Annotated in this window: 21 protein-coding genes; 14 read left to right on the top strand and 7 right to left on the bottom strand. The window is 71.4% G+C overall.

Annotated features, from left to right (window positions below; genetic code table 11):
* Window positions 1–261, bottom strand: coding sequence for a hypothetical protein (locus tag CSC62_RS06280; protein ID WP_162405322.1), 261 nt, complete (start codon window positions 259–261; stop codon window positions 1–3).
* Window positions 262–394: 133 nt separating this feature from the next.
* On the opposite strand from CSC62_RS06280, the gene CSC62_RS06275 reads away from it, so the two are divergent.
* The 11 genes from CSC62_RS06275 to recJ all read left to right on the top strand — a co-directional run bounded on the left by CSC62_RS06275 (window position 395) and on the right by recJ (window position 13,154).
* On the top strand, window positions 395–958 hold the full coding sequence (locus CSC62_RS06275) for a glutathione peroxidase (protein ID WP_162405321.1): 564 nt from the start codon (window positions 395–397) through the stop codon (window positions 956–958).
* 77 nt (window positions 959–1,035) lie between these two features.
* Window positions 1,036–1,968 (top strand): FKBP-type peptidyl-prolyl cis-trans isomerase, encoded by a 933-nt coding sequence (locus tag CSC62_RS06270; protein WP_162405320.1) that lies wholly within the window; start codon window positions 1,036–1,038, stop codon window positions 1,966–1,968.
* A 49-nt stretch (window positions 1,969–2,017) separates the two neighbouring features.
* Window positions 2,018–3,403, top strand: coding sequence for a UDP-glucose dehydrogenase family protein (locus tag CSC62_RS06265; protein ID WP_162405319.1), 1,386 nt, complete (start codon window positions 2,018–2,020; stop codon window positions 3,401–3,403).
* A gap of 17 nt (window positions 3,404–3,420) precedes the next feature.
* Window positions 3,421–3,678, top strand: coding sequence for a SlyX family protein (locus CSC62_RS06260; RefSeq protein ID WP_162405396.1), 258 nt, complete (start codon window positions 3,421–3,423; stop codon window positions 3,676–3,678).
* Between the two features lie 127 nt (window positions 3,679–3,805).
* Window positions 3,806–4,537, top strand: a complete 732-nt coding sequence (locus CSC62_RS06255; RefSeq protein ID WP_162405318.1) for a DUF2058 family protein — start codon at window positions 3,806–3,808, stop codon at window positions 4,535–4,537.
* 43 nt (window positions 4,538–4,580) lie between these two features.
* Window positions 4,581–5,309, top strand: a complete 729-nt coding sequence (dapB, locus tag CSC62_RS06250; RefSeq protein WP_162405317.1) for a 4-hydroxy-tetrahydrodipicolinate reductase — start codon at window positions 4,581–4,583, stop codon at window positions 5,307–5,309.
* A gap of 186 nt (window positions 5,310–5,495) precedes the next feature.
* Window positions 5,496–6,632: a glutamine-hydrolyzing carbamoyl-phosphate synthase small subunit gene (carA, locus tag CSC62_RS06245; RefSeq protein WP_162405316.1), complete on the top strand. Its 1,137-nt coding sequence runs from the start codon at window positions 5,496–5,498 to the stop codon at window positions 6,630–6,632.
* 1 nt (window position 6,633) lies between these two features.
* Window positions 6,634–9,876: a carbamoyl-phosphate synthase large subunit gene (carB, locus tag CSC62_RS06240; RefSeq protein ID WP_162405315.1), complete on the top strand. Its 3,243-nt coding sequence runs from the start codon at window positions 6,634–6,636 to the stop codon at window positions 9,874–9,876.
* Window positions 9,873–10,349, top strand: a complete 477-nt coding sequence (greA, locus tag CSC62_RS06235) for a transcription elongation factor GreA (protein WP_162405314.1) — start codon at window positions 9,873–9,875, stop codon at window positions 10,347–10,349. The genes carB and greA overlap by 4 nt, the downstream gene beginning before the upstream one ends.
* 66 nt (window positions 10,350–10,415) lie before the next feature.
* On the top strand, window positions 10,416–11,357 hold the full coding sequence (locus CSC62_RS06230) for a phosphoglycerate mutase (protein ID WP_162405313.1): 942 nt from the start codon (window positions 10,416–10,418) through the stop codon (window positions 11,355–11,357).
* A gap of 30 nt (window positions 11,358–11,387) precedes the next feature.
* Window positions 11,388–13,154: a single-stranded-DNA-specific exonuclease RecJ gene (gene recJ / locus CSC62_RS06225; protein WP_162405312.1), complete on the top strand. Its 1,767-nt coding sequence runs from the start codon at window positions 11,388–11,390 to the stop codon at window positions 13,152–13,154.
* A gap of 148 nt (window positions 13,155–13,302) precedes the next feature.
* On the opposite strand, the gene CSC62_RS06220 is transcribed toward recJ, so the two are convergent.
* The 3 genes from CSC62_RS06220 to CSC62_RS06210 all read right to left on the bottom strand — a co-directional run bounded on the left by CSC62_RS06220 (window position 13,303) and on the right by CSC62_RS06210 (window position 17,661).
* Window positions 13,303–14,358, bottom strand: a complete 1,056-nt coding sequence (locus CSC62_RS06220) for a DUF1176 domain-containing protein (protein ID WP_162405311.1) — start codon at window positions 14,356–14,358, stop codon at window positions 13,303–13,305.
* A gap of 46 nt (window positions 14,359–14,404) precedes the next feature.
* Window positions 14,405–16,339 (bottom strand): tetratricopeptide repeat-containing diguanylate cyclase, encoded by a 1,935-nt coding sequence (locus CSC62_RS18160; RefSeq protein WP_162405310.1) that lies wholly within the window; start codon window positions 16,337–16,339, stop codon window positions 14,405–14,407.
* A gap of 107 nt (window positions 16,340–16,446) precedes the next feature.
* Entirely contained in the window at window positions 16,447–17,661 is a 1,215-nt protein-coding gene (locus tag CSC62_RS06210; protein WP_162405309.1) for an acyltransferase family protein, read from the bottom strand.
* 158 nt (window positions 17,662–17,819) lie between these two features.
* On the opposite strand from CSC62_RS06210, the gene CSC62_RS06205 reads away from it, so the two are divergent.
* Window positions 17,820–18,710, top strand: a complete 891-nt coding sequence (locus CSC62_RS06205) for a LytTR family DNA-binding domain-containing protein (protein ID WP_162405308.1) — start codon at window positions 17,820–17,822, stop codon at window positions 18,708–18,710.
* A 19-nt stretch (window positions 18,711–18,729) separates the two neighbouring features.
* Here the strand turns inward: CSC62_RS06205 and CSC62_RS06200 are convergent, their stop codons facing one another.
* The gene (locus tag CSC62_RS06200) at window positions 18,730–19,170 is read right to left on the bottom strand and encodes a carboxymuconolactone decarboxylase family protein (protein WP_162405307.1); all 441 of its coding nucleotides are present in this window, start codon (window positions 19,168–19,170) and stop codon (window positions 18,730–18,732) included.
* A gap of 37 nt (window positions 19,171–19,207) precedes the next feature.
* Window positions 19,208–20,134 carry an RNA polymerase sigma-70 factor gene (locus CSC62_RS06195; RefSeq protein ID WP_162405306.1) on the bottom strand — a complete coding sequence of 309 codons (927 nt, stop codon included), beginning with the start codon at window positions 20,132–20,134 and terminating at the stop codon, window positions 19,208–19,210.
* A gap of 150 nt (window positions 20,135–20,284) precedes the next feature.
* Here CSC62_RS06195 and CSC62_RS06190 point away from each other — a divergent pair, with 150 nt between their 5' ends.
* Together CSC62_RS06190 and CSC62_RS06185 are read left to right on the top strand one after the other, a co-directional pair.
* Window positions 20,285–21,802 (top strand): fumarate hydratase, encoded by a 1,518-nt coding sequence (locus CSC62_RS06190; RefSeq protein ID WP_162405305.1) that lies wholly within the window; start codon window positions 20,285–20,287, stop codon window positions 21,800–21,802.
* Between the two features lie 66 nt (window positions 21,803–21,868).
* Window positions 21,869–22,504: a glutathione S-transferase family protein gene (locus tag CSC62_RS06185; protein WP_162405304.1), complete on the top strand. Its 636-nt coding sequence runs from the start codon at window positions 21,869–21,871 to the stop codon at window positions 22,502–22,504.
* Window positions 22,505–22,832: 328 nt separating this feature from the next.
* Here the strand turns inward: CSC62_RS06185 and CSC62_RS06180 are convergent, their stop codons facing one another.
* On the bottom strand, window positions 22,833–23,921 hold the full coding sequence (locus CSC62_RS06180; RefSeq protein ID WP_162405395.1) for a phospholipase A: 1,089 nt from the start codon (window positions 23,919–23,921) through the stop codon (window positions 22,833–22,835).
* Between the last annotated feature and the right edge of the window lie 19 nt (window positions 23,922–23,940).

Genomic DNA, 23,940 nt, shown 5'->3' with positions numbered 1-23,940 from the left:
TCAACCCCGTGGGCGCAGGGACTGCGCAAAGGAGAAATAGGGCATGGCCGAGGCCCTGACCCGGCGCACGGCGCGTTCGCCGCCTTCGCCCAGGTCCGCCTCGCCGCGCTCCGCCGCGGCCACAGCCGGTTCATAATCGCCACGGCGTCCATCGTGGTCGGGCAGCCAGCCGGCCACCCCGGACAGGAACGTGCTGCCCGCGAGCACGGCCAGGCCGAAGGCGAGAAACCCGGTCCGGCGTGCTTGGCTGATGCGCTTCATGAGGCTTCCTGCTCTGGGTGACTGGTGTTGTATTCAACTATAACACCTAAACACAGGGCGTCAACACCCGCGTGACCCAACCGATGGCCTATGCCGGCATCCCGCCGGCCACTCAGTCCGCAAGGAGTCCACCATGTCGATCAAGTCGTTGATTCCGATGGTTCTTGTCCTGGCCGCCATGACCCCGGCGACCGCGGCCAGCCCCTCGCTGCTGGACGTGGACTACCGGCCGCTGGCCGGCAAGACCCCCGTCAACCTGGCCCGTCAGTACGCCGGGCAGGTGCTGCTGGTGGTCAACACCGCCAGCAAGTGCGGCTTCACCCCGCAGTACGAAGGCCTGGAGGCGCTGCAAAGAAGCCATGCCGCGCAGGGCTTCGCCGTGCTCGGCTTCCCCTCCAACGACTTTCGTGGACAGGAGCCGGGCAGCGAGGAACAGATCCAGGAGTTCTGCACGCTCACCTACGGGGTGAAGTTCCCGATGTTCGAGAAGGTGACCGTCACCGGCGCCGACGCCACGCCCCTGTACCGGCGCCTGGCCGCGGCCACCGGTGTGGAGCCAGGCTGGAACTTCCACAAGTACCTGATCGCCCGCGACGGCCGGGTGGTGGGCAACTGGCCGAGCAAGGTCAAGCCCGAGGATCCGGAGCTGGTGGCGGCGATCGAACGCGAACTGAAGGCGCCGCGCCCGCAGCGCTGAGCCGTCGCCGCACGCGCATGCGACAATGCGCCGCGCCGGCCCGGCCGGTGGATCGACAACCCTACGGAACCCAACGAATGAACAACCGCATGCGTGGCGCCCTGGCGTCGCTGGTGATGGGAGCGAGCATGATGAGTGGCGCGGCGATGGCACAGGACAAGACCGTACTGGCCAGCGAGAAGGACAAGGTCAGCTACGCGATCGGCCTGGACGTGGCCCGCTCGTTCCAGCCCATCGCCCAGGACATCGACCTGGCCGCGATGCAGCGCGCGGTCGGCAACGCTTTCGCCGGCGGCAAGCCCCTGCAGAGCGACGAGAAGGCCCAGGCCACCCACGTCGGCCTGCAGACCGCGGTGGCGGCCCGCTCCGGCCAGCGCATCCCGGGCATGGCGCCGGGCAGCGAGCCGCCGGCGCCGTCCAAGGAAGACGTCGGCACCATGCTCGGCGAGCGCGCGATCGGCCCCTCGCTGGCGCCGCTGAAGGACGACATCGACCTGGCCGTGCTGTTCCAGGCCGTGCGCACCGCCTTCGCCGGCGGCACCCCTTTGCTGGCCGAGCAGGAGGCCATGGCCACCCTGCAGGGCTACATGAGCGCCAAGCAGCAGGCCACGACCGAGAAGAACCGCGCCGATGGCGCCGCCTTCCTGGCCCAGAACCGCAATCAGAAGGGCGTGATCACCACCGCTTCGGGCCTGCAGTACCTGGTCCTGCGCGAAGGCAGCGGTCCGCGCCCGAACCCGACCGACACCGTGCGCGTGAACTACGAGGGCAAGCTGCTGGACGGCACCGTGTTCGACAGCTCCTACGAGCGCGGCCAGCCGGCCGAGTTCGGCCTGAACCAGGTGATCGCCGGCTGGACCGAGGGCGTGGCCCTGATGCCGGTCGGCGCCAAGTACCGGTTCTGGATCCCGTCGGACCTGGCCTACGGCGCCAACGGCGCGCCGGGCGGCAAGATCGGCCCGCACGCGACCCTGACCTTCGACGTCGAGCTGCTGGGCATCGCGCCGTAACATCCGGCGTGCCAGGCTTCCAGGCCCCGGACTCTCCACGGAACACACGATGCGCGTTGCGATCTTCGGCACAGGCTACGTCGGCCTGGTCACCGGCACCTGCCTGGCCGAGGTCGGCCACGACGTGGTCTGCGTCGATGTCGACGCGGCCAAGGTCGAGGGCCTGAAGAACGGGATCATCCCGATCTACGAGCCCGGCCTGGAGCCGATGGTCAAGGCCAACCACGCCGCCGGCCGCCTGCACTTCACCACCGACGCGGCCGCGGCGGTCGCGCACGGCGACATCGTGTTCATCGCCGTCGGCACCCCGCCGGACGAGGACGGCAGCGCCGACCTGCAGTACGTGCTGGCGGTGGCCCGCACCATCGGCCGCCACATCGAGCGGCCGACCGTGGTGGTGGACAAGTCGACCGTGCCGGTGGGCACGGCCGACAAGGTGCGCGAGGCGATCGCCGCCGAGCTGGCCGCGCGCGGGGCGGAGGTCGCGTTCGACGTGGTCTCCAACCCCGAGTTCCTCAAGGAGGGCGACGCGGTGGCCGACTGCATGCGCCCGGACCGGATCGTGGTCGGCGCCGACAGTGCTTCGGCGGTGGCGCGCATGCGCCGGCTGTACGCGCCGTTCAACCGCAACCACGACCGCTTCGTGGTCATGGACGTGCGCTCGGCCGAGCTGACCAAGTACGCGGCCAACGCGATGCTGGCGACCAAGATCAGCTTCATGAACGAGATCGCCAACATCGCCGAGCAGGTCGGCGCGGACGTCGAGGCGGTGCGCAAGGGCATCGGCTCCGACCCGCGGATCGGCTGGCACTTCATCTATCCCGGCGCCGGCTACGGCGGCTCCTGCTTCCCCAAGGACGTGCAGGCGCTGGCCCGCACCGCGCAGCAGAACGGCTATCCCGCGCAGCTGCTGGAGGCGGTAGAGGGCGTGAACGAGCGGCAGAAGGGCCACCTGTTCGAACTGGTCCAGCGCCACTACGACCGCGGCGAGGACGAGGGCGTGCGCGGCAAGACCTTCGCGGTCTGGGGGCTGGCGTTCAAGCCCAACACCGACGACATGCGCGAGGCCTCCAGCCGGCGCCTGCTGGCGCAGCTGTGGGAGGCCGGCGCGAGCGTGCGCGCCTACGATCCCGAGGCGCTGGACGAGGCGCGGCGGATCTTCGGCCAGCGCGAGGACCTGGTCCTGTGCGATTCGGCCCAGGCTGCGCTCGAGGGCGCCGACGCCCTGGTCGTGGTCACCGAGTGGAAGGAGTTCCGCAGCCCGGACTTCGCCCGCCTGCACGCGGCCCTGGCCGACGCGGTGGTGTTCGACGGCCGCAACCTGTACGAGCCCGAGGAGATCGAGGCCGCCGGCCTGGCCTACTACGGCATCGGCCGCGGCCGCTCCTTGCGGGTGTCCTCGCGTCCGACGGCAGCAGTGGGGCGCGCGCCATGAGCCCGGCGCAGATGCCGATGCCCGGCTTCGGCGACGACGGCCTGGTCGACGCCCGGCTCGTCGATGCCCGGTTGGAGCAGCGCCTGGTCGAGCTGGAGACCCGGCTCGCCTTCCAGGAGCATGCCCTGAACGAGATGAGCCAGGCCCTGGCCGAGGCGCGGCTGGAAACGGCGCGCAGCGAGGCCCTTTTGCAGGCGATGCTGGCCGACCTGCGCGGCCTGCGCGGCGCGCTCTACGCCGACGCCGGCAGCGAACCGCCCCCGCCGCATTACTGAGCCGCGGCTGGCGCCACCCGACCGCGGCGCCGCTTCCGAACCGGCCCCGCGCCCGGTTTACGCCTCGAACTTCGTACCTTTCCGTACCACTGGCCGCCACGCGGCCACCGCACGCCCGACCACGCCCATGATCGACAGCCTCCGCGACCAGTTGCTCAACCTCGGCTTCAAGGCCCCCGAACCCGAGCGCAAACCGGCCCCGTCCCGCGACGGCAAGGGCGGGCAGGGCGCGCATCCGCGCGGGCCGGGCGGCAAGGGCGGTCCGCACGGGCGTGGGGGTGAGCAGCGCCGGGGCGGTCCGCAAGGCCATGCCGGTGCCCAGGCCAAGGGCACTACGCTAGCGCGCCAGGGAGGCGGCGGCCGCCCGGGCGGCAAGCCGGGCGAGGCGGGCGCGCGCCGCAAGCCGGCCTCGGAGATGGACTTGGGCAAGGCCTGGGCCCTGCGCGCCAACCAGGAAAAGCAGGAGCGGATCGAGGCCGAGCGGCAGAAGCAGGAGGAGGCCCGCCAGCGTCGCGAGGCACGGGCCAGGCTCGAGGAACTGCTGCAGGGCAAGGCCCTGAACGACCCGGCCGCCGAGATCGCCCGCCACTTCGAATACGGCGGCAGGATCAAGCGGATCTACGTCAACGAGGCTCAGCTCAAGGCGCTCACCGCCGGCGAGCTGGGCGTGCTCCAGCTCAACGGCCGCTACCTGCTGGTGGACGCGGCGGTGCTGGCCGAAGCCGAGGCGGTGTTCCCGCCGGCGGTGGCGCTGAAGGGGCCGTCCGAAGCCCCGGCCGGGACCGAACCGCCGCCGTCCCGGCAGGACGATCCCTACGCCGATCCGCGCTACCAGGTGCCGGACGACCTGGTCTGGTAGGCCGCTTGCCCCACCGCCGCCTGCCGGCTAGCCTGCGCGGCCTATGAACACCACGCCCCTGCGAGTCCTCATCCACGGCGCCTCCGGGCGCATGGGCCAGGCCCTGATGCGCCTGGCGGCCGAATCCCCGGCGAACTGGCAGGTGGTTGCCGCGGTAACCAGGCGTGCGCCGGCGCAGCGGGTGGTCGACGGCGTGCCGCACTTCGCCGCCGCCGAACTGGCCGGCGTGCCGGACTTCGATGCGGCCATCGACTTCAGCCTGCCCGAGGGCTTCGACCCGGTGCTGGCCCTGTGCGTGGCCCGCGCCCGGCCGCTGGTATCCGGCACCACCGGGCTGTCGCCGGAGCAGCGGGGCAAGCTCGACGCCGCCGCGGCCACCATTCCCCTGCTGTGGGCTTCCAACTTCAGTGTCGGCGTGGCCGTGCTCAACGAACTGGTCGAGCGCGCCGCGCGCGCCTTGCCGGGTTGGGATTGCGACATCGTCGAATCGCACCACGTGCACAAGAAGGACGCGCCCTCCGGCACCGCGCTCACCCTGGGCGAATCGGCGCAGCAGGGCGGCGCGCAGCCGCGCTACGCCAGCCTGCGCGCCGGCGACATCGTCGGCGAGCACCTGGTGCAGTTCGCCGGGCAGGGCGAGCGGATCGAACTGGTTCACCGCGCAACCAACCGCGACATCTTCGCCCGCGGCGCCCTGCAGGCCGCCAGCGGCCTGGCCGGACGCGCGCCCGGCGCGTACACGATGCGCGGCCTGCTGTTCGGCGACGCCTGAACCGGCGCGCGCCGCGGCGCATCCGGCGCTGATCCGGCGTTCCCTTTTGGGGGCGTCGCCGGTACAATTCCCGCTCGCCTGTTACCCCACGCCTCGGACCGGAGAGACACCCGTCCGCGGTTTCTTGCAGCCCGCTTTCGACCAGGCCGGCCGGCGACAGGGCTCCTCCACCTCAAGGCGAACGACGTGACCCAACCCGCAATCCTCGTCCTCGAAGACGGCACCGTGTTCGAGGGCGAATCCGTAGGCGCCAGCGGCCTGTCGGTCGGCGAAGTGGTGTTCAACACCGCCATGACCGGCTACCAGGAGATCGTGACCGATCCCTCCTATGCCCGCCAGCTGGTCACGCTGACCTATCCCCACATCGGCAACACCGGCTGCACCGACCAGGATGACGAGGCCGCCAAGGTCTGGTCGGCCGGCCTGATCGTGCGCGACGTGCCGCGCCGTCCCAGCAGCTGGCGCAGCCAGGCCTCGCTGCAGGACTGGCTGGCGGCGCGCGGCGTGGTCGCCATCGCCGGGATCGACACCCGCAAGCTCACCCGCATCCTGCGCGAGCGCGGCGCCCAGAACGGCGCGCTGATGGCCGGCACGATCGACGTCGAGCAGGCGCTGGAAGCGGCGCGCAAGTTCCCCGGCCTGAAGGGCATGGACCTGGCCAAGGTGGTGAGCACCGGCACGGCCTATCCGTGGAGCGCCGGCCAGCTGGACCTGGACCGCAACGCCTTCGTCGAGGCGGACAAGAAGTTCAAGGTCGTGGCCTACGACTTCGGGGTGAAGACCAACATCCTGCGCATGCTCGCCGAGCGCGGCTGCGAGGTCACCGTGGTCCCGGCGCAGACGCCCGCCGCGGACGTGCTGGCGATGAACCCGCATGGCGTGTTCATGTCCAACGGCCCGGGCGATCCGGAGCCGTGCGATTACGCGATCGCCGCGATCGGCGAGTTCGTGGCCAGGAAGATCCCGCTGTTCGGCATCTGCCTGGGCCACCAGCTGCTGGCGCTGGCCGCCGGCGCGAAGACGGTGAAGATGGGCCACGGCCACCACGGCGCCAACCATCCGGTGATCGACATCGACAGCGGCCGGGTGATGATCACCTCGCAGAACCACGGCTTCGCGGTCGACGAGGCCACCCTGCCGGGCAACGTGCGCGTCACCCACCGCTCGCTGTTCGACGGCACCAACCAGGGCATCGAGCTGACCGACGCCCCCGCCTTCAGCTTCCAGGGCCACCCGGAAGCCTCGCCCGGCCCGCACGACGTCGCACCGCTGTTCGACAGGTTCGTTGCGCTGATGTCGAACACGCACGCGGAGAAGAACTGAGATGCCAAAGCGCACCGACATCAAGACGATCCTGATCATCGGCGCAGGCCCGATCGTCATTGGCCAGGCCTGCGAGTTCGACTACTCCGGCGCCCAGGCCTGCAAGGCCCTGCGCGAGGAGGGCTACCGGGTGGTGCTGGTCAACAGCAACCCGGCCACGATCATGACCGACCCGGACACCGCTGACGCGGTGTACATCGAGCCGATCAACTGGCAGACGGTCGAGAAGATCATCGCCAAGGAGAAGCCCGACGCCCTGCTGCCGACCATGGGCGGCCAGACCGCGCTGAACTGCGCCCTGGACCTGGCCGACCACGGCGTGCTGGAGAAGTACGGGGTCGAGCTGATCGGCGCCAAGCGCGACGCCATCCGCATGGCCGAGGACCGCGAGCTGTTCCGCGTGGCCATGGGCGAGATCGGCCTGGAGTGCCCGAAGGCGGCCGTGGCCCATACCCTCGAAGAGGCGCTGGAGATCCAGGCCACGGTCGGCTACCCGACCATCATCCGCCCGTCCTTCACCTTGGGCGGCAGCGGCGGCGGCATCGCCTACAACCGCGAGGAGCTGATCGAGATCGTCAACCGCGGCCTGGAGCTGTCGCCGACCACCGAGGTGCTGGTGGAGGAATCGGTGCTGGGCTGGAAGGAGTTCGAGATGGAGGTGGTCCGCGACACCGCGGACAACTGCATCATCGTCTGCTCGATCGAGAACCTGGACCCGATGGGCGTGCACACCGGCGACTCGATCACCGTCGCCCCGGCCCAGACCCTGACCGACAAGGAGTACCAGCGCCTGCGCGACGCCTCGATCGCGGTCCTGCGCAAGATCGGCGTGGACACCGGCGGCTCAAACGTGCAGTTCGGCATCAACGCCCAGACCGGGCGGGTGGTGGTGATCGAGATGAACCCGCGGGTGTCGCGCTCCTCGGCGCTGGCCTCCAAGGCGACGGGCTTTCCGATCGCCAAGGTCGCGGCCAAGCTGGCGGTGGGCTACACCCTCGATGAGCTGAAGAACGAGATCACCGGCGGCAAGACCCCGGCCTCGTTCGAGCCGGCGATCGACTACGTGGTCACCAAGATTCCACGCTTCGCGTTCGAGAAGTTCCCGCAGGCCGACGCCCGCCTGACCACCCAGATGAAGTCGGTGGGCGAGGTGATGGCGATGGGCCGCACCTTCCGCGAATCGGTGCAGAAGGCCCTGCGCGGGCTGGAGACCGGCAAGGTCGGCTTCGACCCCACCGGCCTGGACCTGGGCAGCGAGGACGACCTGGCGACCCTGCGCCGCGAACTCAAGGCCCCGGGCCCGGAACGCCTGTTCTACGTGGCCGACGCCTTCCGCGCCGGAATGAGCGTGGAGGAAATCCATGCCCTGTCCTTCATCGACCCGTGGTTCCTCGACCAGATCGAGGAGATCCTGCAGGAAGAGAAGAAGCTGGCGGCCGAGGGCTTGGACTCGCTGGACGCCGCGCGCCTGCGCAAGCTCAAGCGCGACGGTTTTTCCGACGCGCGCCTGGCCCAGCTGGCCGGCACCAACGAGGCCGGCATCCGCGCCCTGCGCCGCGCGCACAAGGTCAAGCCGGTGTACAAGCGGGTCGACTCCTGCGCGGCCGAGTTCGCCACCAGCACCGCGTACCTGTACTCGACCTACGAGGACGAGTGCGAGGCGCAGCCGACCAGTCGCGACAAGATCATGATCCTCGGCGGCGGTCCCAACCGCATCGGCCAGGGCATCGAGTTCGACTACTGCTGCGTCCATGCCGCCCTTGCCCTGCGCGAGGACGGCTACGAGACCATCATGGTCAACTGCAACCCGGAGACGGTCTCCACCGATTACGACACCTCCGACCGCCTGTACTTCGAGCCGCTCACGCTCGAGGACGTGCTGGAGATCGTCGAACTCGAGCAGCCCAAGGGCGTGATCGTGCAGTACGGCGGCCAGACCCCGCTGAAGCTGGCGCGCGCGCTGGAGGCCAACGGCGTGCCGGTGATCGGCACCAGCCCGGACTCGATCGACCTGGCCGAGGACCGCGAGCGCTTCCAGCAGCTGGTCGACTCGCTGGGCCTGAAGCAGCCGCCGAACCGGATCGCCCGCAACGCTGAGGAAGCCCTGGTCCTGGCCCGCGAGATCGGCTACCCGCTGGTGGTGCGCCCGAGCTACGTGCTCGGCGGCCGCGCCATGGAGATCGTCTATGGCGAATCCGACCTGGCGCGCTACGTGCGCGACGCGGTCAAGGTCTCCAACGATTCGCCGGTTTTGCTGGACCGCTTCCTCGACAACGCGGTCGAGGTGGACGTGGACCTGATCGCCGATTCCACCGGCGCCACCCTCATCGGCGGCGTTATGGAGCACATCGAGGAGGCCGGGGTGCATTCGGGCGACTCGTCCTGCTCGCTGCCGCCGTACTCGCTTTCGGCCGCCACCCAGGGCGAGCTGCGCCGCCAGGTCATCGAGCTGGCCAAGGCCCTCAATGTCGTCGGCCTGATGAACACCCAGTTCGCGATCCAGGCCAACGAGGACGGCGACGACACCGTCTACCTGCTGGAAGTGAACCCGCGCGCCTCCCGCACCGTGCCGTTCGTGTCCAAGGCCACCGGCGTGGCCCTGGCCAAGATCGCCGCGCGCTGCATGGCCGGCCGCTCGCTGGCCGAGCAGGGCGCCACCCGCGAGGTGGTGCCTGACTACTACTCGGTGAAGGAGGCGATCTTCCCGTTCGCCAAGTTCCAGGGCGTGGACCCGATCCTCGGCCCGGAGATGCGCTCCACCGGCGAGGTGATGGGTGTGGGCCGCAGCTTCGGCGCGGCGATGGCGCGCGCGCAGGAGGCCGGCGGGATCAAGGCGCCGGCGCCGGGCAAGGCCTTCGTCTCGGTCCGCGACCCGGACAAGAAGCGGGTGCTGCCGGTGGCCCAGGCCCTGGTCGAGCGCGGCTTCAGCATCGTCGCCACCCGCGGCACCGCGGCCTGGCTGCAGGAGAACGGAGTGGAGTGCTCGGTGGTCAACAAGGTCGCCGAGGGCCGCCCGCACATCGTCGACTCGATCAAGAACGGCGACATCGCCTACATCGTCAATACCACCGAGGGCCGCGCGGCGATCGCCGACTCGTTCTCGATCCGGCGCGAGGCGTTGCAGCAGCGCGTAACCTACTCGACCACCATCGCTGGAGCCAAGGCATTGGTGCATTCGCTTGAATTCCGCGGCACCGGTCCGGTCTGGTCGCTGCAGGAGCTGCACGAGGAGCTGCAGGCATGAGGGCACCGATGACGCTGCGGGGCGCCGCGCGCCTGCGCGAGGAACTGGACCACCTGAAGTCGGTGAAGCGGCCTGAGGTGATCGCCGCCATTGCTGAAGCCCGCGGCCATGGCGACCTCAAGGAGAACGCCGAGTACCACGCCGCGCGCGAGCAGCAGGGCTTCATCGAGGGCCGGATCAAGCAGCTCGAGAGCGAGCTCTCGCACGCCGACCTGATCGACGTGGCCAAGCTCAACGCCGGCAGCAAGGTGGTGTTCGGCGCCACCGTGACCCTGGCCGACGTGGAGACCGACGAGGAAGTGCGCTACCAGATCGTCGGCGACCTGGAAGCGGACATCAAGCAGGGCCTGATCGCGATCTCCTCGCCGGTGGCGCGCGCGCTGATCGGCAAGGAGGAGGGCGACGCGATCGTGATCGAGGCCCCGGCCGGCAAGCGCGAGTACGAGATCGCCCGGGTCCAGTACCTGGGCTGAGCCGGCGCGCATGTCCCGCGACCGCCGCCGGGTGCGTCATGATCGCGGTGCCATGAACGGCGCGCCATGACCGCCATCTCGCTGCTGCTGCCCGCACGCGTGCGCCTGCCGGGCGCGCTGCCCGAAGCGGCGGCGCGCGCCTTGGGCCGCGCCGACCGCGAACAGCAGCAGGCCGGCGGGCTTGCCCAGTTGCGCCGGCATTTCCGCCTGCTGCCCGACCATTGGCCGGCGGCGGCGCTGACCCGCCAGGCCGACGCCGGCGATGCCGCCGGCGCGACCTGGCTGCGCGCCGACCCGGCGCACGTGGCCCCGGACATCAACGGCGCGCGCATGCTCGGCTGGGGCGAGGGCCTGGGTCTGGACGCGGCCGACGCGCAGGCCTTGCTGCCGGCCCTGCGGCCGCTGTTCGGCGATGCCGGCTTCCAGCTCGACGCGCCGCATCCGGCGCGCTGGTACCTGCGGCTGCCCGCGGGCACGCCGCTGCCGGAGTTCTCCGCGCCCGAGGACGCGGTCGGCGACGACCTGTTCCTGGCCCTGCCGCAGGGCGACGACCCGGCGGCGCGGCGCTGGCGCGCGCTGATCACCGAGGTCCAGGTGGTCCTGCACCAGCATCCGTGGAACCGCGAGCGCGCCGTCCAGGGCAAGGTCGCGATCAACTCGCTGTGGTTCTGGGGCGCCGGCGCGCTGCCCGATGAGGTGCAGTCGCGCTACATGAACGTGCGCAGCCCCGATCCCCTGCTGCAGGCGCTGGGCCGCGCGGCCGGAGCGTCGATGGCCAGCGCCACCACCGATCCGGGCGCGGCCAGCGGCGACAGCCTGGTCGACCTGCGCCACCTGCGTTCGCTCGAGCTGCTGGCCGGGCAGGTGCTGCCGCCTTTGCTGGAATCGATGGCGCGATGCGAGTACGACGCGCTGTGCCTGGATTTCGAGGACGGCCTGCGCCTGCACCTGCGCCACGGCCAGCGCTGGCGCTTCTGGCGGCGGCCGCTGGCCGCGCTGGCGCCGTGAGCCGGACGACATGAGCGGGATGCCGCGGGCATGAGTCCTGTCGCGCCGCGGATCCGCCGCCGCGCCGAATCCCCCTGCGACGGCGCCTGGCCGGCGCAGCTGCCGCCGTTGCTGCGGCGGGTCTATGCCGCCCGCGGCGCGACCAGCTACGCCCAGGCGCAGCCGAAGCTGGGCTCGTTGCTTCCTCCCGACGGCCTGACCGGCCTGGACGCGGCGGTGGACCTGCTGCAGGCGGCGATCCGCGAACGGCGCCACATCGTGGTGGTCGGCGACTTCGACTGCGACGGCGCCACCGCCTGCGCGGTCGGCGTGCGTGGCCTGCGCATGCTCGGCGCGGAGCGGGTCTCGCATGCGGTGCCCAACCGCATGATCCACGGCTACGGCCTGTCGCCGGCGCTGGTGGAGGAACTGGCCGCGCTGCGGCCGGAACTGCTGGTCACCGTCGACCACGGCATCGCCTGCCATGCCGGCGTGGCCGCGGCGCGCGCGCGCGGTTGGCCGGTGCTGGTCACCGACCACCACCTGCCGGGCGCGCAGCTGCCGCCGGCCGACGCGATCGTCAATCCGAACCTGCCCGGCGACGCCTTCCCGAGCAAGATGCTGGCGGGGGTCGGGGTGATCTTCTACCTGCTGCTGGCGTTGCGGCGAAGGCTTTATGGCGATCATCCCGATCGCGAAGATCAAACAGCGGCCATCCATGGCCGCACTTCTCGACAGGAACGCCCCGATCTTTCCCGATTGCTGGACCTGGTCGCGGTCGGCACCGTCGCCGACTTGGTGCCGCTGGACGCCAACAACCGCGCCCTGGTCGCCGCCGGCCTGCGCCGGTTGCGCAATGGCCAGGGCTGCGCCGGCCTGCGCGCGCTGGCCGAGGTCTGCGGCCGCGAGGCATCGCGCCTGACCGCGGCCGACATCGGCTTCGCCATCGGTCCGCGGCTCAACGCGGCCGGGCGGCTGGAGGACATGGCGCTGGGAATCGAGTGCCTGCTCACCGACGACCTCGCGCGGGCGCGCGAGCTGGCCGGCGTGCTCAACGGCATCAATGCCGAGCGCCGGGCGGTGCAGCAGCTGATGACCGACGACGCCGAGGCGGCGCTGGCGCGGGCGCGCCTGGCCGAGGGCGCGCTGCCGCTGGCGCCGTGCCTGTTCGATCCGGAATGGCACCCGGGCGTGGTCGGGCTGGTGGCCTCGAAGATGAAGGAACGGCTGCACCGGCCGGTGCTGGCGTTCGCCCCGGCCGAGCCGGGCGCGGGCCTGCTGCGCGGTTCGGCGCGCTCGATCCCGGGCTTCCACATCCGCGATGCGCTGGCGGCGGTGGACGCGGCCCATCCGGGGCTGATCCCGCGCTTCGGCGGGCATGCGATGGCGGCGGGGCTGAGCCTGGAGCTGGCGCAGCTGCCGGCGTTTGAGCGGGCCTGGCAGGCGCACGCGGCGCGGATGCTGGACGACGACCTGCTGCAGGCCGAGGTGCTCAGCGACGGCGAGCTGCTGCCGCAGGAGTTCGACCGCTTCCACGCCGAGGCCCTGCGCGATGGCGGGCCATGGGGGCAGGGGTTCCCGGAGCCGCTGTTCGACGGCCGTTTCGAGGTGCTGGACTGGCGCACGGTGGGCGAGCGCCACCTGAAGCTGAGCCTGCGCCACCCGGCGCGGCGCGAGCCTTTGCCGGCGATCCACTTCGGCGGCTGGCACGGCAATGCGCCGCCGCCGCAGCTGCACCTGGCCTACCGGCTGGCGCCGGACGACTACCGCGGCGGCGCGGCGATCCAGCTGGTCGTGGAGCATGCGCTGCCGGCTTGAGCTTTCCGCTCCCTTGTAGGAGCCGGTCTTGCCGGCGGCCGTGGAGGCGGATGCATCAATGGCATCCGGTTTCACGCAGACGCATCCACCATGGCGGTCGCCGGCAAGACCGGCTCCTACAAGAGGGAGCCCGATGCGGCGGGAGTAGTCACTCGACCACCTCGGCCACCCGCGTCGGCAGCGACCAGGGACCGCCGCCGGCGATGCCGCGGCACATGCCGCTGGTCTGCTCCAGGGTCTGGACGAAGCGCTGGCCATCCCAGACCCACTCGGCGCTCCAGAAGCAGTCGCCCAGGCCGCGGCCCTTCTGCGCGGCGAAGATCCGGCCGTCGGCGTAGTCGACCGCGTCCAGGGTCACGGCTTCGGCACGGTAGGGCGCACGGTCCTCCACCACCCAGTAGCCGGTGCCGATGTTGTAGGCGCCCATCCAGCATGGGGTCGATGCCAGCACCCGATGGGCGGACAGGCGTTCGATCCGCAGCGGGGCTTCGTCCTCGCCGGGGTTCAGGCCGCTGCAGTCCTGGTCCGCGCCGAGGCTGGCGCGCAGCGCCTGGCGCAGGGCGGGGACGGTGGCCAGGCGGGCGTCGTCGTCGCGGGCGGCGGCGACCGCGACCAGACGCACCCGCGGTGCGGGCAGGGCGGGCAGGACCTTGGATTCGTCGCCGTCGCCCTTGCGCACCAGCGCGCCGGGGGTGCCGAGGCGGCCCTGGAATTCGTCCATCTTCAGCAGCACGGCGCTGGCGCCGTCGCCGGATAGCGGCCAGCGGCGCTGTCCGGCGTCCATGAACACGATCTCGCTGTCGCGCCGCAGTGCGGCCTGCAGGGCCTGCATCTGGGCGGAGGAGAGTCCGGCGCGCGGTTCGGCGTCGGCGGTGGCGGGAACCGGTACCGGGCCGTGGTCGCGCCGGTCGATATACAGCCGCAGAGGGAGCTTCGGGACCACGTCGTCCTCGTTCCAGTCGCTCAGACGCAGCTCGCCGGCGAGCGGCTGGCCGGGACCGGCCTTGCGCGTCAGCAGCACCGAGGCGCCGTATCCGGTGCCGTCGTCCTCGGCGGTGTAGCCGGCGGCGCGGCAGGTGCGGGTGTTGTCGCAGGCCAGCTCCCAGCTGTGGTGGGAGAACGACAGGCCTTCGGTTCCGCGCTCGGCGGCAACAGCGCTGGTGGCGGCCAGCGAAAGGACGGCGGCGATCGGGCGGAGGCGCATGGACACCGGTGCGGTCGGCAGAGAGGCGACCGTGATCGTAGCGCTCCTACAGTTGCGCCAGCGCCTCGCGCAGGCTCTGCTCGCGCAGCCGCGCCGGGTTGCGCGGGCGGCTGGACATGACGTGGACGATGCCCGGGGCCGCCTCGGGGAATTCGAGCACGGCCTCGGCGGTGGCGTCGTCGGGCAGGCGCGCGCCCCAGTAGCCGACCCAGCCGTTGCGCTGCTCCTTGGCCGCGTACAGGGCGCGGTCGGCCATGCGCAGGGCGTAGTCCCAGCGGCGGGCGACGTGGCCTTCGGGGATGACGTCGAAGAACGGGATCGGGGCCAGGCCCAGCGAGGCGGTGACCGCGCGCTCGCCGTCCGCGGTCTCCAGGGTGTAGGCCATGGCCTTGCACAGGCGCGCGGCCACGGCCTGGGCCTGGGCCGGGTCGAGGTTGGCGCAGGCCACCAGGAACTCCTCGCCGCCCCAGCGCGAGACCAGGTCGCCCGGGCGGCAGGCCGCCTGCAGCCGCCGCGACACTTCCGCCAGCACGGTATCGCCGGCGTGGTGGCCGTGGGTGTCGTTGATCTGCTTGAAGTGGTCGATGTCGATCAGGAACAGCACGTGGCGGGCGTCGTCCTGGCTGCGCTGGGCGGCCAGGGCGTTGAGCGCGGCGGTGGCGGCGTGGCGGTTGGCCAGGCCGGTGAGGGCGTCGCGCTCGCTGAACACGCGCAGCTGCTGGTGGCGCCGGCGCTGCAGCAGGCCGAAGGCGACCGCGCCCAGCAGGAGCAGGACCAGCAGGCCGATGCCGGCGCTGCGCAGCATCCGCGACTTCTCCTCCTTCAGCCGGCGGATGTTGTCCTCGTAGCGCATCCGCTCCAGCTCGCGCTGGGACAGCGCGTCCTGGTTGCGCGCCTGCAGGTCGGCCAGCAGGTCCATGCGCTGCTGGCGCAGGGCGTCGAGCTTCATCGCGCTGATCCGCCCGGCGTAGTCCAGCGCGCCGCGGGTGTCGCCTTCGGCGGCCAGGGCCTCGACCAGGGCCTGCAGGGCCTGGTAGGTCTCCTGCGGGCTGTGGGTGGGACGGGCCTGCTCGTAGGCGCGGCGGGCCGAGGCCAGGGCCTGGGCGCGCAGGCCGGACTGGCCCTGGATCGTGGACAGGCGGGCCAGGGTGGCCGCTTCGCCGGCCGGATCGGGCAGCTCGGCCTGCAGGCCGGCGATCTGTTCCAGGGCGCGCATCGTGGCTTCGGCGCCGCCTTCCTGGCGCAGGCCGGACAGGGCGCTGCGCACGCGCAGCTCCATCAGCACGCTGGCGGAGCTGCGCGCGGCCTCGCTGGCTTCCTCCAGCGCCTTCAGCGCCGCGTCGCGGTCGTCCAGGCGCAGCTGGTTGATCGCGAAGTTGTAGAGGATCTGCGGGTTGGACTCGCCCAGCGAGCGGGTCAGGGCCAGGGCCTGGCGGTAGTGGGCGTCGGCCGCCTGCGGCGCGTCCAGGTAGTCGACGTTGATCAGGCCGATGTTGTTGAGGGTGCTGGCCTGGGCCCGGACCGCGTCGGTGCCGCCGATCTCCTCGCCCACGCGCACGGTCTGGGCGTAGACCTTCTCGGCGCGGTAGACCTGGCCGGCACCGTGCAGGATCCCGCCCAGGTTGGACAGGGCGCGCATGCGGAAGGGCGCCGGCAGTTCCGGGTGGCGCTCCAGCTCGGCGGCGATCGCGTCGGCCACGGTCACCGCGCGGGCATTGTCGCCCAGCAGGGTGGCGGCCACGCCCTGGCAGCTCATCACCTTGATCCGGCGTTCCAGGTCCAGCCCGGTGCCCGACAGCAGGCTGTCGGCCAGCTCCACGGCCTGCTGCGGGCGGTTGCGGCGCAGCTCGAAGCAGCGGTCGATCCGGGCGTCGACGCCTTCCGCGGCCGGGGCCGGGGTACCGGTGGGCGCGGCCAGCACCAGCACCAGCCAGGGGGCCAGCAGCAGGGGGGCCAGGCGACGGCGGGACGCGGGCGGCAAGGTGGGCATCGGTGACGGCGATGGGATCTCGCCGCTGCCTATGCAAGCGGTGTGCCACGGCAGGGTGCGGGGGGCGGGCGCCGGAACGCCCGGCCGTCCTGGCAGCGTCAGCCCGGGGGCGCGGGGACCTGGCGTCCGCCAAGGCCGTCCGCGCGCCGGGCCTTGAGCCCGAACAGGGGGCGCAGGGGGGCGACCCGGCGGATGACCTCATAGCCGCCGAAGCAGGCGGCGAAGGTCAGCAAAACCAGCAAGGGCCCCTCCAGCGCCGGTGCCAGGCCCAGCGGCCGCAGCTGCCAGGCGGCGACCACGATGACGGTCTGGTGGAGGATGTAGACCGGGAACACCGCCGGCACCAGGTAGCGCAGCACCGGCCCGTCGCCTGGCGCCAGCCGGCGGGCGAAGCCGAGCACGGCCATGATCGCGCACCACTGGTCCAGGCCCCAGGCCATGCGCATGCACAGGCGCAGCCACGGCGGCGGCTCGGCCGCGTCGAAGTGGGTGAAATAGGCGACCAGCCCGGCCCAGCTGGCCAGCCACAGGGCCAGGGCGATCCAGCGCACGCGGGCGATCGCGTCCCAGACCGGCGCCTGGCGCGCGACCAGGAAGCCGAGCAGGAACACGCCGAAGTACTGGGCGTGGTTGTACCAGTCGTCGACCAGGGCATGGGTGGACTCGAACCGGCCGACCAGGAGCAGCCGTACTGCGCCCAGCAGCATGGCTGGCCACAGCAGCACCGCCGCCGGATGGCCCAGGCGCCGGCCGAGCGCCTCCCCGGCGCGTCCCAGCCGCGGCCCGGCCAGGCGCCACAGGCCCCACAGGACCACGGTGTAGACCCACAGGTAGGCGACGAACCACAGGTGGTTCCAGGTCGGCAGGTCCAGGCAGCCGTCGTCGTCGCAGAAGTTGCCGTCGCCGCGCAGGTAGCGCGCCCAGAACGCCAGGTAGCCGTCGTGGTAGCCGCCCGGATAGCGCGAGTCCAGTACCTCGTAGTACGACTGCGGCGGCACCACCACCAGCATCCCGAACAGCAGGGGCGCCAGCAGGACCCAGGAGCGCGCGCCGAGGAAGCGCGGCCGGCCGCCATCGGCCCGGGCGACCTGCTCGGACCGGGCGACCAGGAACGCGGTCGCCGCGCCGGAGACCAGGAACAGCAGGGACAGCCGCCACGGCCCGCTGAGCAGCATGAACGGCTCCAGCGTGGTGCCCGCCTGCGGGCTTTTGATGTGCCAGTCCCAGCTCACGTAGTACATGCCCACGTGGTAGAGCACCAGCAGCCCGAAGGCGCAGACGCGGACCCAGTCCAGGTCGTGGCGGCGTTGCATCGAGGTCGATCCTCCGGTCGGCGGGGCTGCCAAGGCTGGGCATGGCCGGCGCCGGCGGCCAGCGCGGGGGGACGACCGGCGGGCCCGCGGGGACGAACCGCGGACGCCGGGGACGGGCCGCGCGGGTCCTGCGCATGCCGCCGACTAGAATGGACGCGATGCGCGGCCCCGACCCCGACCCGATCCCTTACGAACGCTTCCTGCCCTGGAAGCGCTGGGTCGAAGCCGGCTTCTGGCTGGCGATGATCGGCGGCAACTGCATCGCCAACAGCATCACCGTGCTGATGGAGTTCCGCCGCGGCGGCTCGGCCATCCCGGCCTGGGAGCCGATGGTCTGGGAGGCCAGCAGCGCCCTGGTCTGGCTGCTGGCGATCCTGCCGGGCATGGCCTGGTTCACCCGCCGCCATCCGTTCCGCTGGGGCGGGTGGGGCCGCCAGCTGCTGCGCTACCTGGCGGCCAGTGCGGTGGTCTGCGTGGTCCACGTCCTGGGCATGGTCGCCCTGCGCAGTGCCGCCTACGCCAGCCAGGGCGTGGACTACGACTTCGGCCCCTGGCCGCGCGAACTGCTGTACGAATACCTCAAGGACATCCGCAGCTTCGCCTACATCGTCCTGACCATGGAGGCCTACCGCGCGCTGCTGCGGGGCTGGCGCGGCGAGGCCAGCCTGCTGACCGAGCCGGAGGAGGGGCCGCCGCTGGAGCCGGTGGAGCGGCCCGAGCGCTTCCTGGTGCGCAAGCTCGGCCGCGAGTTCCTGGTCGCCGCCGCCGACATCCAGTGGCTGCAGGCGGCCGGCAACTACGTCAACCTGCGTGTGCGCGGCCACGACTATCCCTTGCGCAGCACCATCGCCGGGATCCAGGAGCGGCTGGACCCGCGCCGCTTCGCCCGGATCCACCGCAGCTACATCGTCGCCCTGGACCAGGTGGCCTCGATCGAGCCGCTGGACACCGGCGACGCCCGCATCCACCTCAAGGACGGCGGCGTGCTGCCGTGCAGCCGCCGCCACCGCCAGGACCTGCGCGGGCGGATCGACGGCGGCGAGGCCTGAGCCGCGCCGCCGCCGCGGCCTAGGGCAGCTCCGGCTGCAGGCCCACGCTCAGCCGGTTCCAGGCGTTGATCACGGCCACGGCCATGGTCAGCTCGGCGATCCCGGCCTCGTCGAAGTGGGCCGCCAGCGCCTCGTAGGTGGCGTCGGCCGGGGTGCCGGCGGGCAGGGTGGTCAGCTGCTCGGCCCAGGCCAGCGCGGCGCGCTCGCGCGGATCGAAGAGGCGGCTGTCGCGCCAGCCGGCCACGGTGTCGAGCTTGCGCGGCTCGATCCCGGCCTTGCGCAGGGCGCCGGCGTGCATATCCATGCAGTAGGCGCAGCCGTTGAGCTGCGAGACCCGCAGGAACACGATCTCCAGCAGTTCGTGGCCCAGGCCGCCCTCGTGCAGGGCGGTGCTGGCGGCATACAGGCCTTTGAACGCCGCGGGGACGTAGCGGGGGTATTCGACGCGATGGAACTTCATCGGGCGGCTTCCATGGCGGCCGGCAGGGCCGCCTTCGCTACCAGGACGCGCCGGCGTGCGGCGGCGTGACAGCCAGCTTGTCCGGGTTGGCCACGGTGTAGATCGCGGCGATCCGTTCGCCGTCGCCCACCACCACCATCACCGCGGCCAGCACGTCGCCGCGGTAGCGCAGGACCGCCGGCTCGCCATTGACCCGGCCGATCCGCCAGACGATCGCCGGATCGGCGCGCCGGTAGGCGGCCCAGAACAGCCGCGCGATCCGCTCCCCGCCCTGCAAAGGACGGATCGCCGCCACCGCCTTGCCGCCGCCGTCGGAGACCAGCCGCGCGTCCTCGCGCAAAAGGGCTTCCAGCGCACCACGGTCGCCGCGGCTGGCCGCGTCCATGAACCGCTCCAGCAGGCGCCGGTGCCGGTGCGGCGCCACCTCGAAGCGCGGCCGCGCCGCGGCCACCCGTTCGCGGGCGCGGTGGACCATCTGCCGGCAGGCGGCCTCGCTGCGGCCCAGCAGCTCGGCGATCCGGGCGTGCTCGTAGTCGAACACCTCGCGCAGCAGGAAGGCGGCGCGCTCCTCCGGCCCCAGGCGCTCGAGCACGGCGAGGAAGGCCAGCGAGACCTGCTCGGCGCGCTCGGCCGCGCCGACCGGATCGGCGCCAGGGTCGGCGCGGCCGTCGTCGGGCGCGGCGTTGGCGGCCTCGTCCTGCTCGATCCGCACCGGTTCCGGCAGCCAGGGGCCGGGGTAACGCTCGCGCCGGGCGCGTACCGCGCGCAGGCGGTCGATCCCCAGCCGGGTGGCCGCCGTGACCAGCCAGGCCTCGGGGTCGCGGATCGCGGCGCGGTCGGCCTGGTGCCAGCGCAACCAGGCGTCCTGGACCACGTCCTCGGCGTCGGCGCGGCTGCCGAGCAGGCGGTAGGCCAGGGCGAACAGGCGCGGGCGATGGGTCTGGAAGGAATCTTCGATGTCCATGGCCTCCAGGACGGAACGGCGCGTGCCGGCGTGACAGCCGGCCACGCCGGCGCTTTGGCCTAAAATAGCCCGGTTCCCGCAAGCCATGAGCCCGCCGTGACCGTTCCCGCTTCGTCCCGCCCGTCTTCCGGGTCCGCGCCGTCGACCCCGGTGTCCATTCGCCAGGAAGACCTGATCCAGTCCGTCGCCGACGCCCTGCAGTACATCAGCTACTACCACCCGGTCGACTACATCCGGAACCTCGCCGCCGCCTGGGAGCGCGAGGAGTCGCCCGCGGCCAAGGACGCGATGGCGCAGATCCTGATCAACTCGCGCATGTGCGCCGAGGGCCACCGCCCGATCTGCCAGGACACCGGCATCGTCACCGTGTTCCTTGAGATCGGCATGGACGTGCGCTGGGACGACGCCACCATGGGCGTGGAAGACATGGCCAACGAAGGCGTGCGCCGCGCCTACAATCACCCGGACAACAAGCTGCGCGCCAGCGTGCTGGCCGATCCGGCCGGCAAGCGCACCAACACCCGGGACAACACCCCGGCGGTGGTCAACGTCAAGGTCGTGCCGGGCAACACCGTGGACGTGATCGTGGCGGCCAAGGGCGGCGGCTCGGAGGCCAAGACCAAGTTCGCCATGCTCAACCCGTCCGACTCGATCGTGGACTGGGTGCTGAAGACGGTGCCGACCATGGGCGCGGGCTGGTGTCCGCCGGGCATGCTCGGGATCGGCATCGGCGGCACCGCCGAGAAGGCGATGCTGCTGGCCAAGGAGGCGCTGATGGAGCCGATCGACATCGTCGACCTCAAGGCCCGCGGCGCGTCCAACCGGGTCGAGGAACTGCGCCTGGAGCTGTACGAGAAGGTCAACGCGCTGGGCATCGGCGCCCAGGGCCTGGGCGGGCTGACCACGGTCCTGGACATCAAGATCAAGGACTACCCGACCCACGCGGCCAACCTGCCGGTGGCGATGATCCCGAACTGCGCGGCCACCCGGCACGCGCACTTCACCCTGGACGGCCAAGGCCCGGTGGCGCTGGATCCGCCCTCGCTGGAGGACTGGCCGAAGCTGACCTACAACCCGGCCAACGCGCGCCGGGTGGACCTGGATACGATCACCCGCGAGGAGGTGGCCACCTTTAGGCCGGGCGAGGTGCTGCTGCTCAACGGCAAGCTGCTGACCGGCCGCGACGCGGCGCACAAGCGCATGGTCGACATGCTCAACCGCGGGCAGACGCTGCCGGTGGATTTCCGCAACCGCTTCATCTACTACGTCGGCCCGGTCGATCCGGTGCGCGACGAGGTGGTGGGCCCGGCCGGCCCGACCACGGCCACGCGCATGGACAAGTTCACCCGGCAGATGCTGGAGCAGACCGGGCTGCTGGGCATGGTCGGCAAGTCCGAGCGCGGCGACGCGGCGATCGACGCCATCCGCGACAACAAGGCGGTGTACCTGATGGCGGTGGGCGGCTCGGCCTACCTGGTGTCCAAGGCGATCAAGGCCTCGAAGGTACTGGCGTTCGAGGACCTGGGCATGGAGGCGATCTATGAGTTCGAGGTCAAGGACATGCCGGTGACGGTGGCGGTCGATGCGGCCGGCGAGTCGGTGCACAAGACCGGGCCGAGGGAGTGGCAGGCGCGGATCGCCGGGATACCCGTCGTGGTCGAAGCCTGAGCACCTGACCGAAGGCGGCCCCGGGCCGGTTTCTTTTTTCCTGACGTTCAACGGGAGCCATCGTCGATGTCCGTCGTCCTCTACGGTTCGCCCAGCACCGCCTCGCTCGTCGTCCACTGGCTGTTGATCGAGCTTGGCGTCGACCACGACCTGCGCATGCTCGACTTCGACCGGAACGAGCAGAAGTCGCCGGAGTACCTTGCGATCAATCCGCAGGGCAGGGTGCCGGCCTTGATCCTGGACGGGCAGGTGCTGACCGAATCGGCGGCGATCGCCATGCACCTGGCCGACCTGCATCCCGAGGCCGGGCTGGCACCGGCCATCGCCACGCCGGCGCGCGCCGCGTATTACCGCTGGATGTTCTTCTGTGCCTACACGCTGATGCCGGCATACCGCAGCTGGTTCTACGCGGACGAGCCGGCCGGCGAGGCCAGCGCCGTCGAGGTCAAGGCCCGCGCGTGCCAGCGGATCGAGGCTGCCTGGCAGCAGGTGGCCGACCATCTCGAAGTCCACGGCCCGTACCTGCTCGGCGCGCAGGTGTCGGCGGCGGACTTCGTCCTGACCATGCTGATGCGCTGGTCGCGCAACATGCCCAAACCAACCGACAGCTGGCGGGTCCTGCACGATTTCGCCCGCCGGATGAAGGACCGCCCTGCATTCGCCGAGGTCTACCGGCGCGAGGGCATCGACGACTGGACCTGATTCGCACGGTCCTGTCTTGCCTGCCGGCACCACAAGGGTATTCATGCCGCCCTGCAGGTACACGTACGGGAGGTTCTGTGCGCTGTAGCCGGGCTTGGCCTGCGCAGCATCGGTACTGAGCATCTGCCCCAGGGCGTGGTAGGTATCGCGGATTCGGGAGGGGTCTTCCTGGGTGATCTGTGCCCTCAATCGGCTGGTCACCTGCTGGAATGGCGCCTGGTGGTTGCCTGACTCCACCTCATTCCAGATGTGTTCGGCCAGGCCGGCCGCTTCAGGCTCGAGCGTGCGCAAACGGGCTTCGACTTCCCGATGGCGCACCCTGGCAAGTTCAGAACCACTCCAGCAGGGCGAAGCCGACGCCGACGTAGGTGGCCTTGTGGTTGTAGTCGATCAGGCTCTCGCCGTAGCCGTCGAACACCTGGACGTGGCCGCGCAGGAGGTTGTTGATCGGGAATCCCCAGTCGAACTGCAGCGAGCCGTGCGAACGGTCGCCGCCGCGCAGGGAGTGGCGTGCGGTCAGGCTCAGCTCGTGGCCGGAGCGGCTGTAGACCAGCAGCGCGTCTCCGCGGCCGAGGTAGTCCTCGATGTCGGGGTTGTTGTCGTCGCGCGCGTTCTCCTCGATCCGGTACCACGGCCGCAGCACCAGGGCCCAGTTCTCGCGGTCCAGGCCGACGCTGAGGATCACCCGGTTCCAGCTGCGCGAGAGCGGATCGCTGCGGCCGTTGGACTGGTGGTTGAGGCTCAGCCCCGTCATCCGCCCCTTCCAGCCCAGTAGGCTGTAGTTGTTGCGGAACACCAGCATCGCCTCGGGCTCGTAGTTGGTCTCGCGGAACGGACGCGAGGTCTCCGAACTGTAGGCCTGCCAGTGCGAGACCTGGCTGTAGCCGATCCAGACGTCGCCGTTGTCGCCGAACAGGTCCTCGGCCACCTTGGTCTTGAAGCTGATCTGGAACTTGGCCTCGAGGCTGTCCAGTTCCTGCGACTGGCCCACGGTGTTGTTCGGGTTGGGCGAGGACGGGGTGTCGTTGACCTTGCTGGTCCAGAAGCCGGGCAGCACGTACACCGGCTTGTAGGCGCGCAGTTGGAAGATGCCCAGCTTGGAGTCCTTGGCCAGTTCCCAGCGGCTGTCCAGCAAGGAGCCGCGACCGGCGTTGGCGATGGTGGCGCGCGCCACCGGGTCGCGTTCCAGGTCGTCGCGGCGGAACAGTTCGCCGATGCGCTGCGGCGCGCCTTCGCCTTCGGCGCCGCGGGCCTGGGCGCGATCCTGCTGCACCTGGTCGGCGGCGGCCTGCGCAGCCTGGTCGGCCTGCTGCGGGCTGGGCGCGGAATAACCCAGGGCGGCGTCGTAGCAGGCCAGGCGCTGGGCGTTGGAGGCGATCGCCAGGCAGGCTTCGGCCGAGGCCGGGCGCGCGGTCATCTCCTGGGCGGCGGCCGGC

Origin of the sequence: Pseudoxanthomonas jiangsuensis (assembly GCF_010093185.1) — a bacterium.
In the GTDB taxonomy this organism is placed as follows: Bacteria; Pseudomonadota; Gammaproteobacteria; order Xanthomonadales; family Xanthomonadaceae; genus Pseudoxanthomonas; species Pseudoxanthomonas jiangsuensis.
Note: the sequence above shows the minus strand (reverse complement) of the source record. Positions and strands in the feature narration are given on the sequence as shown.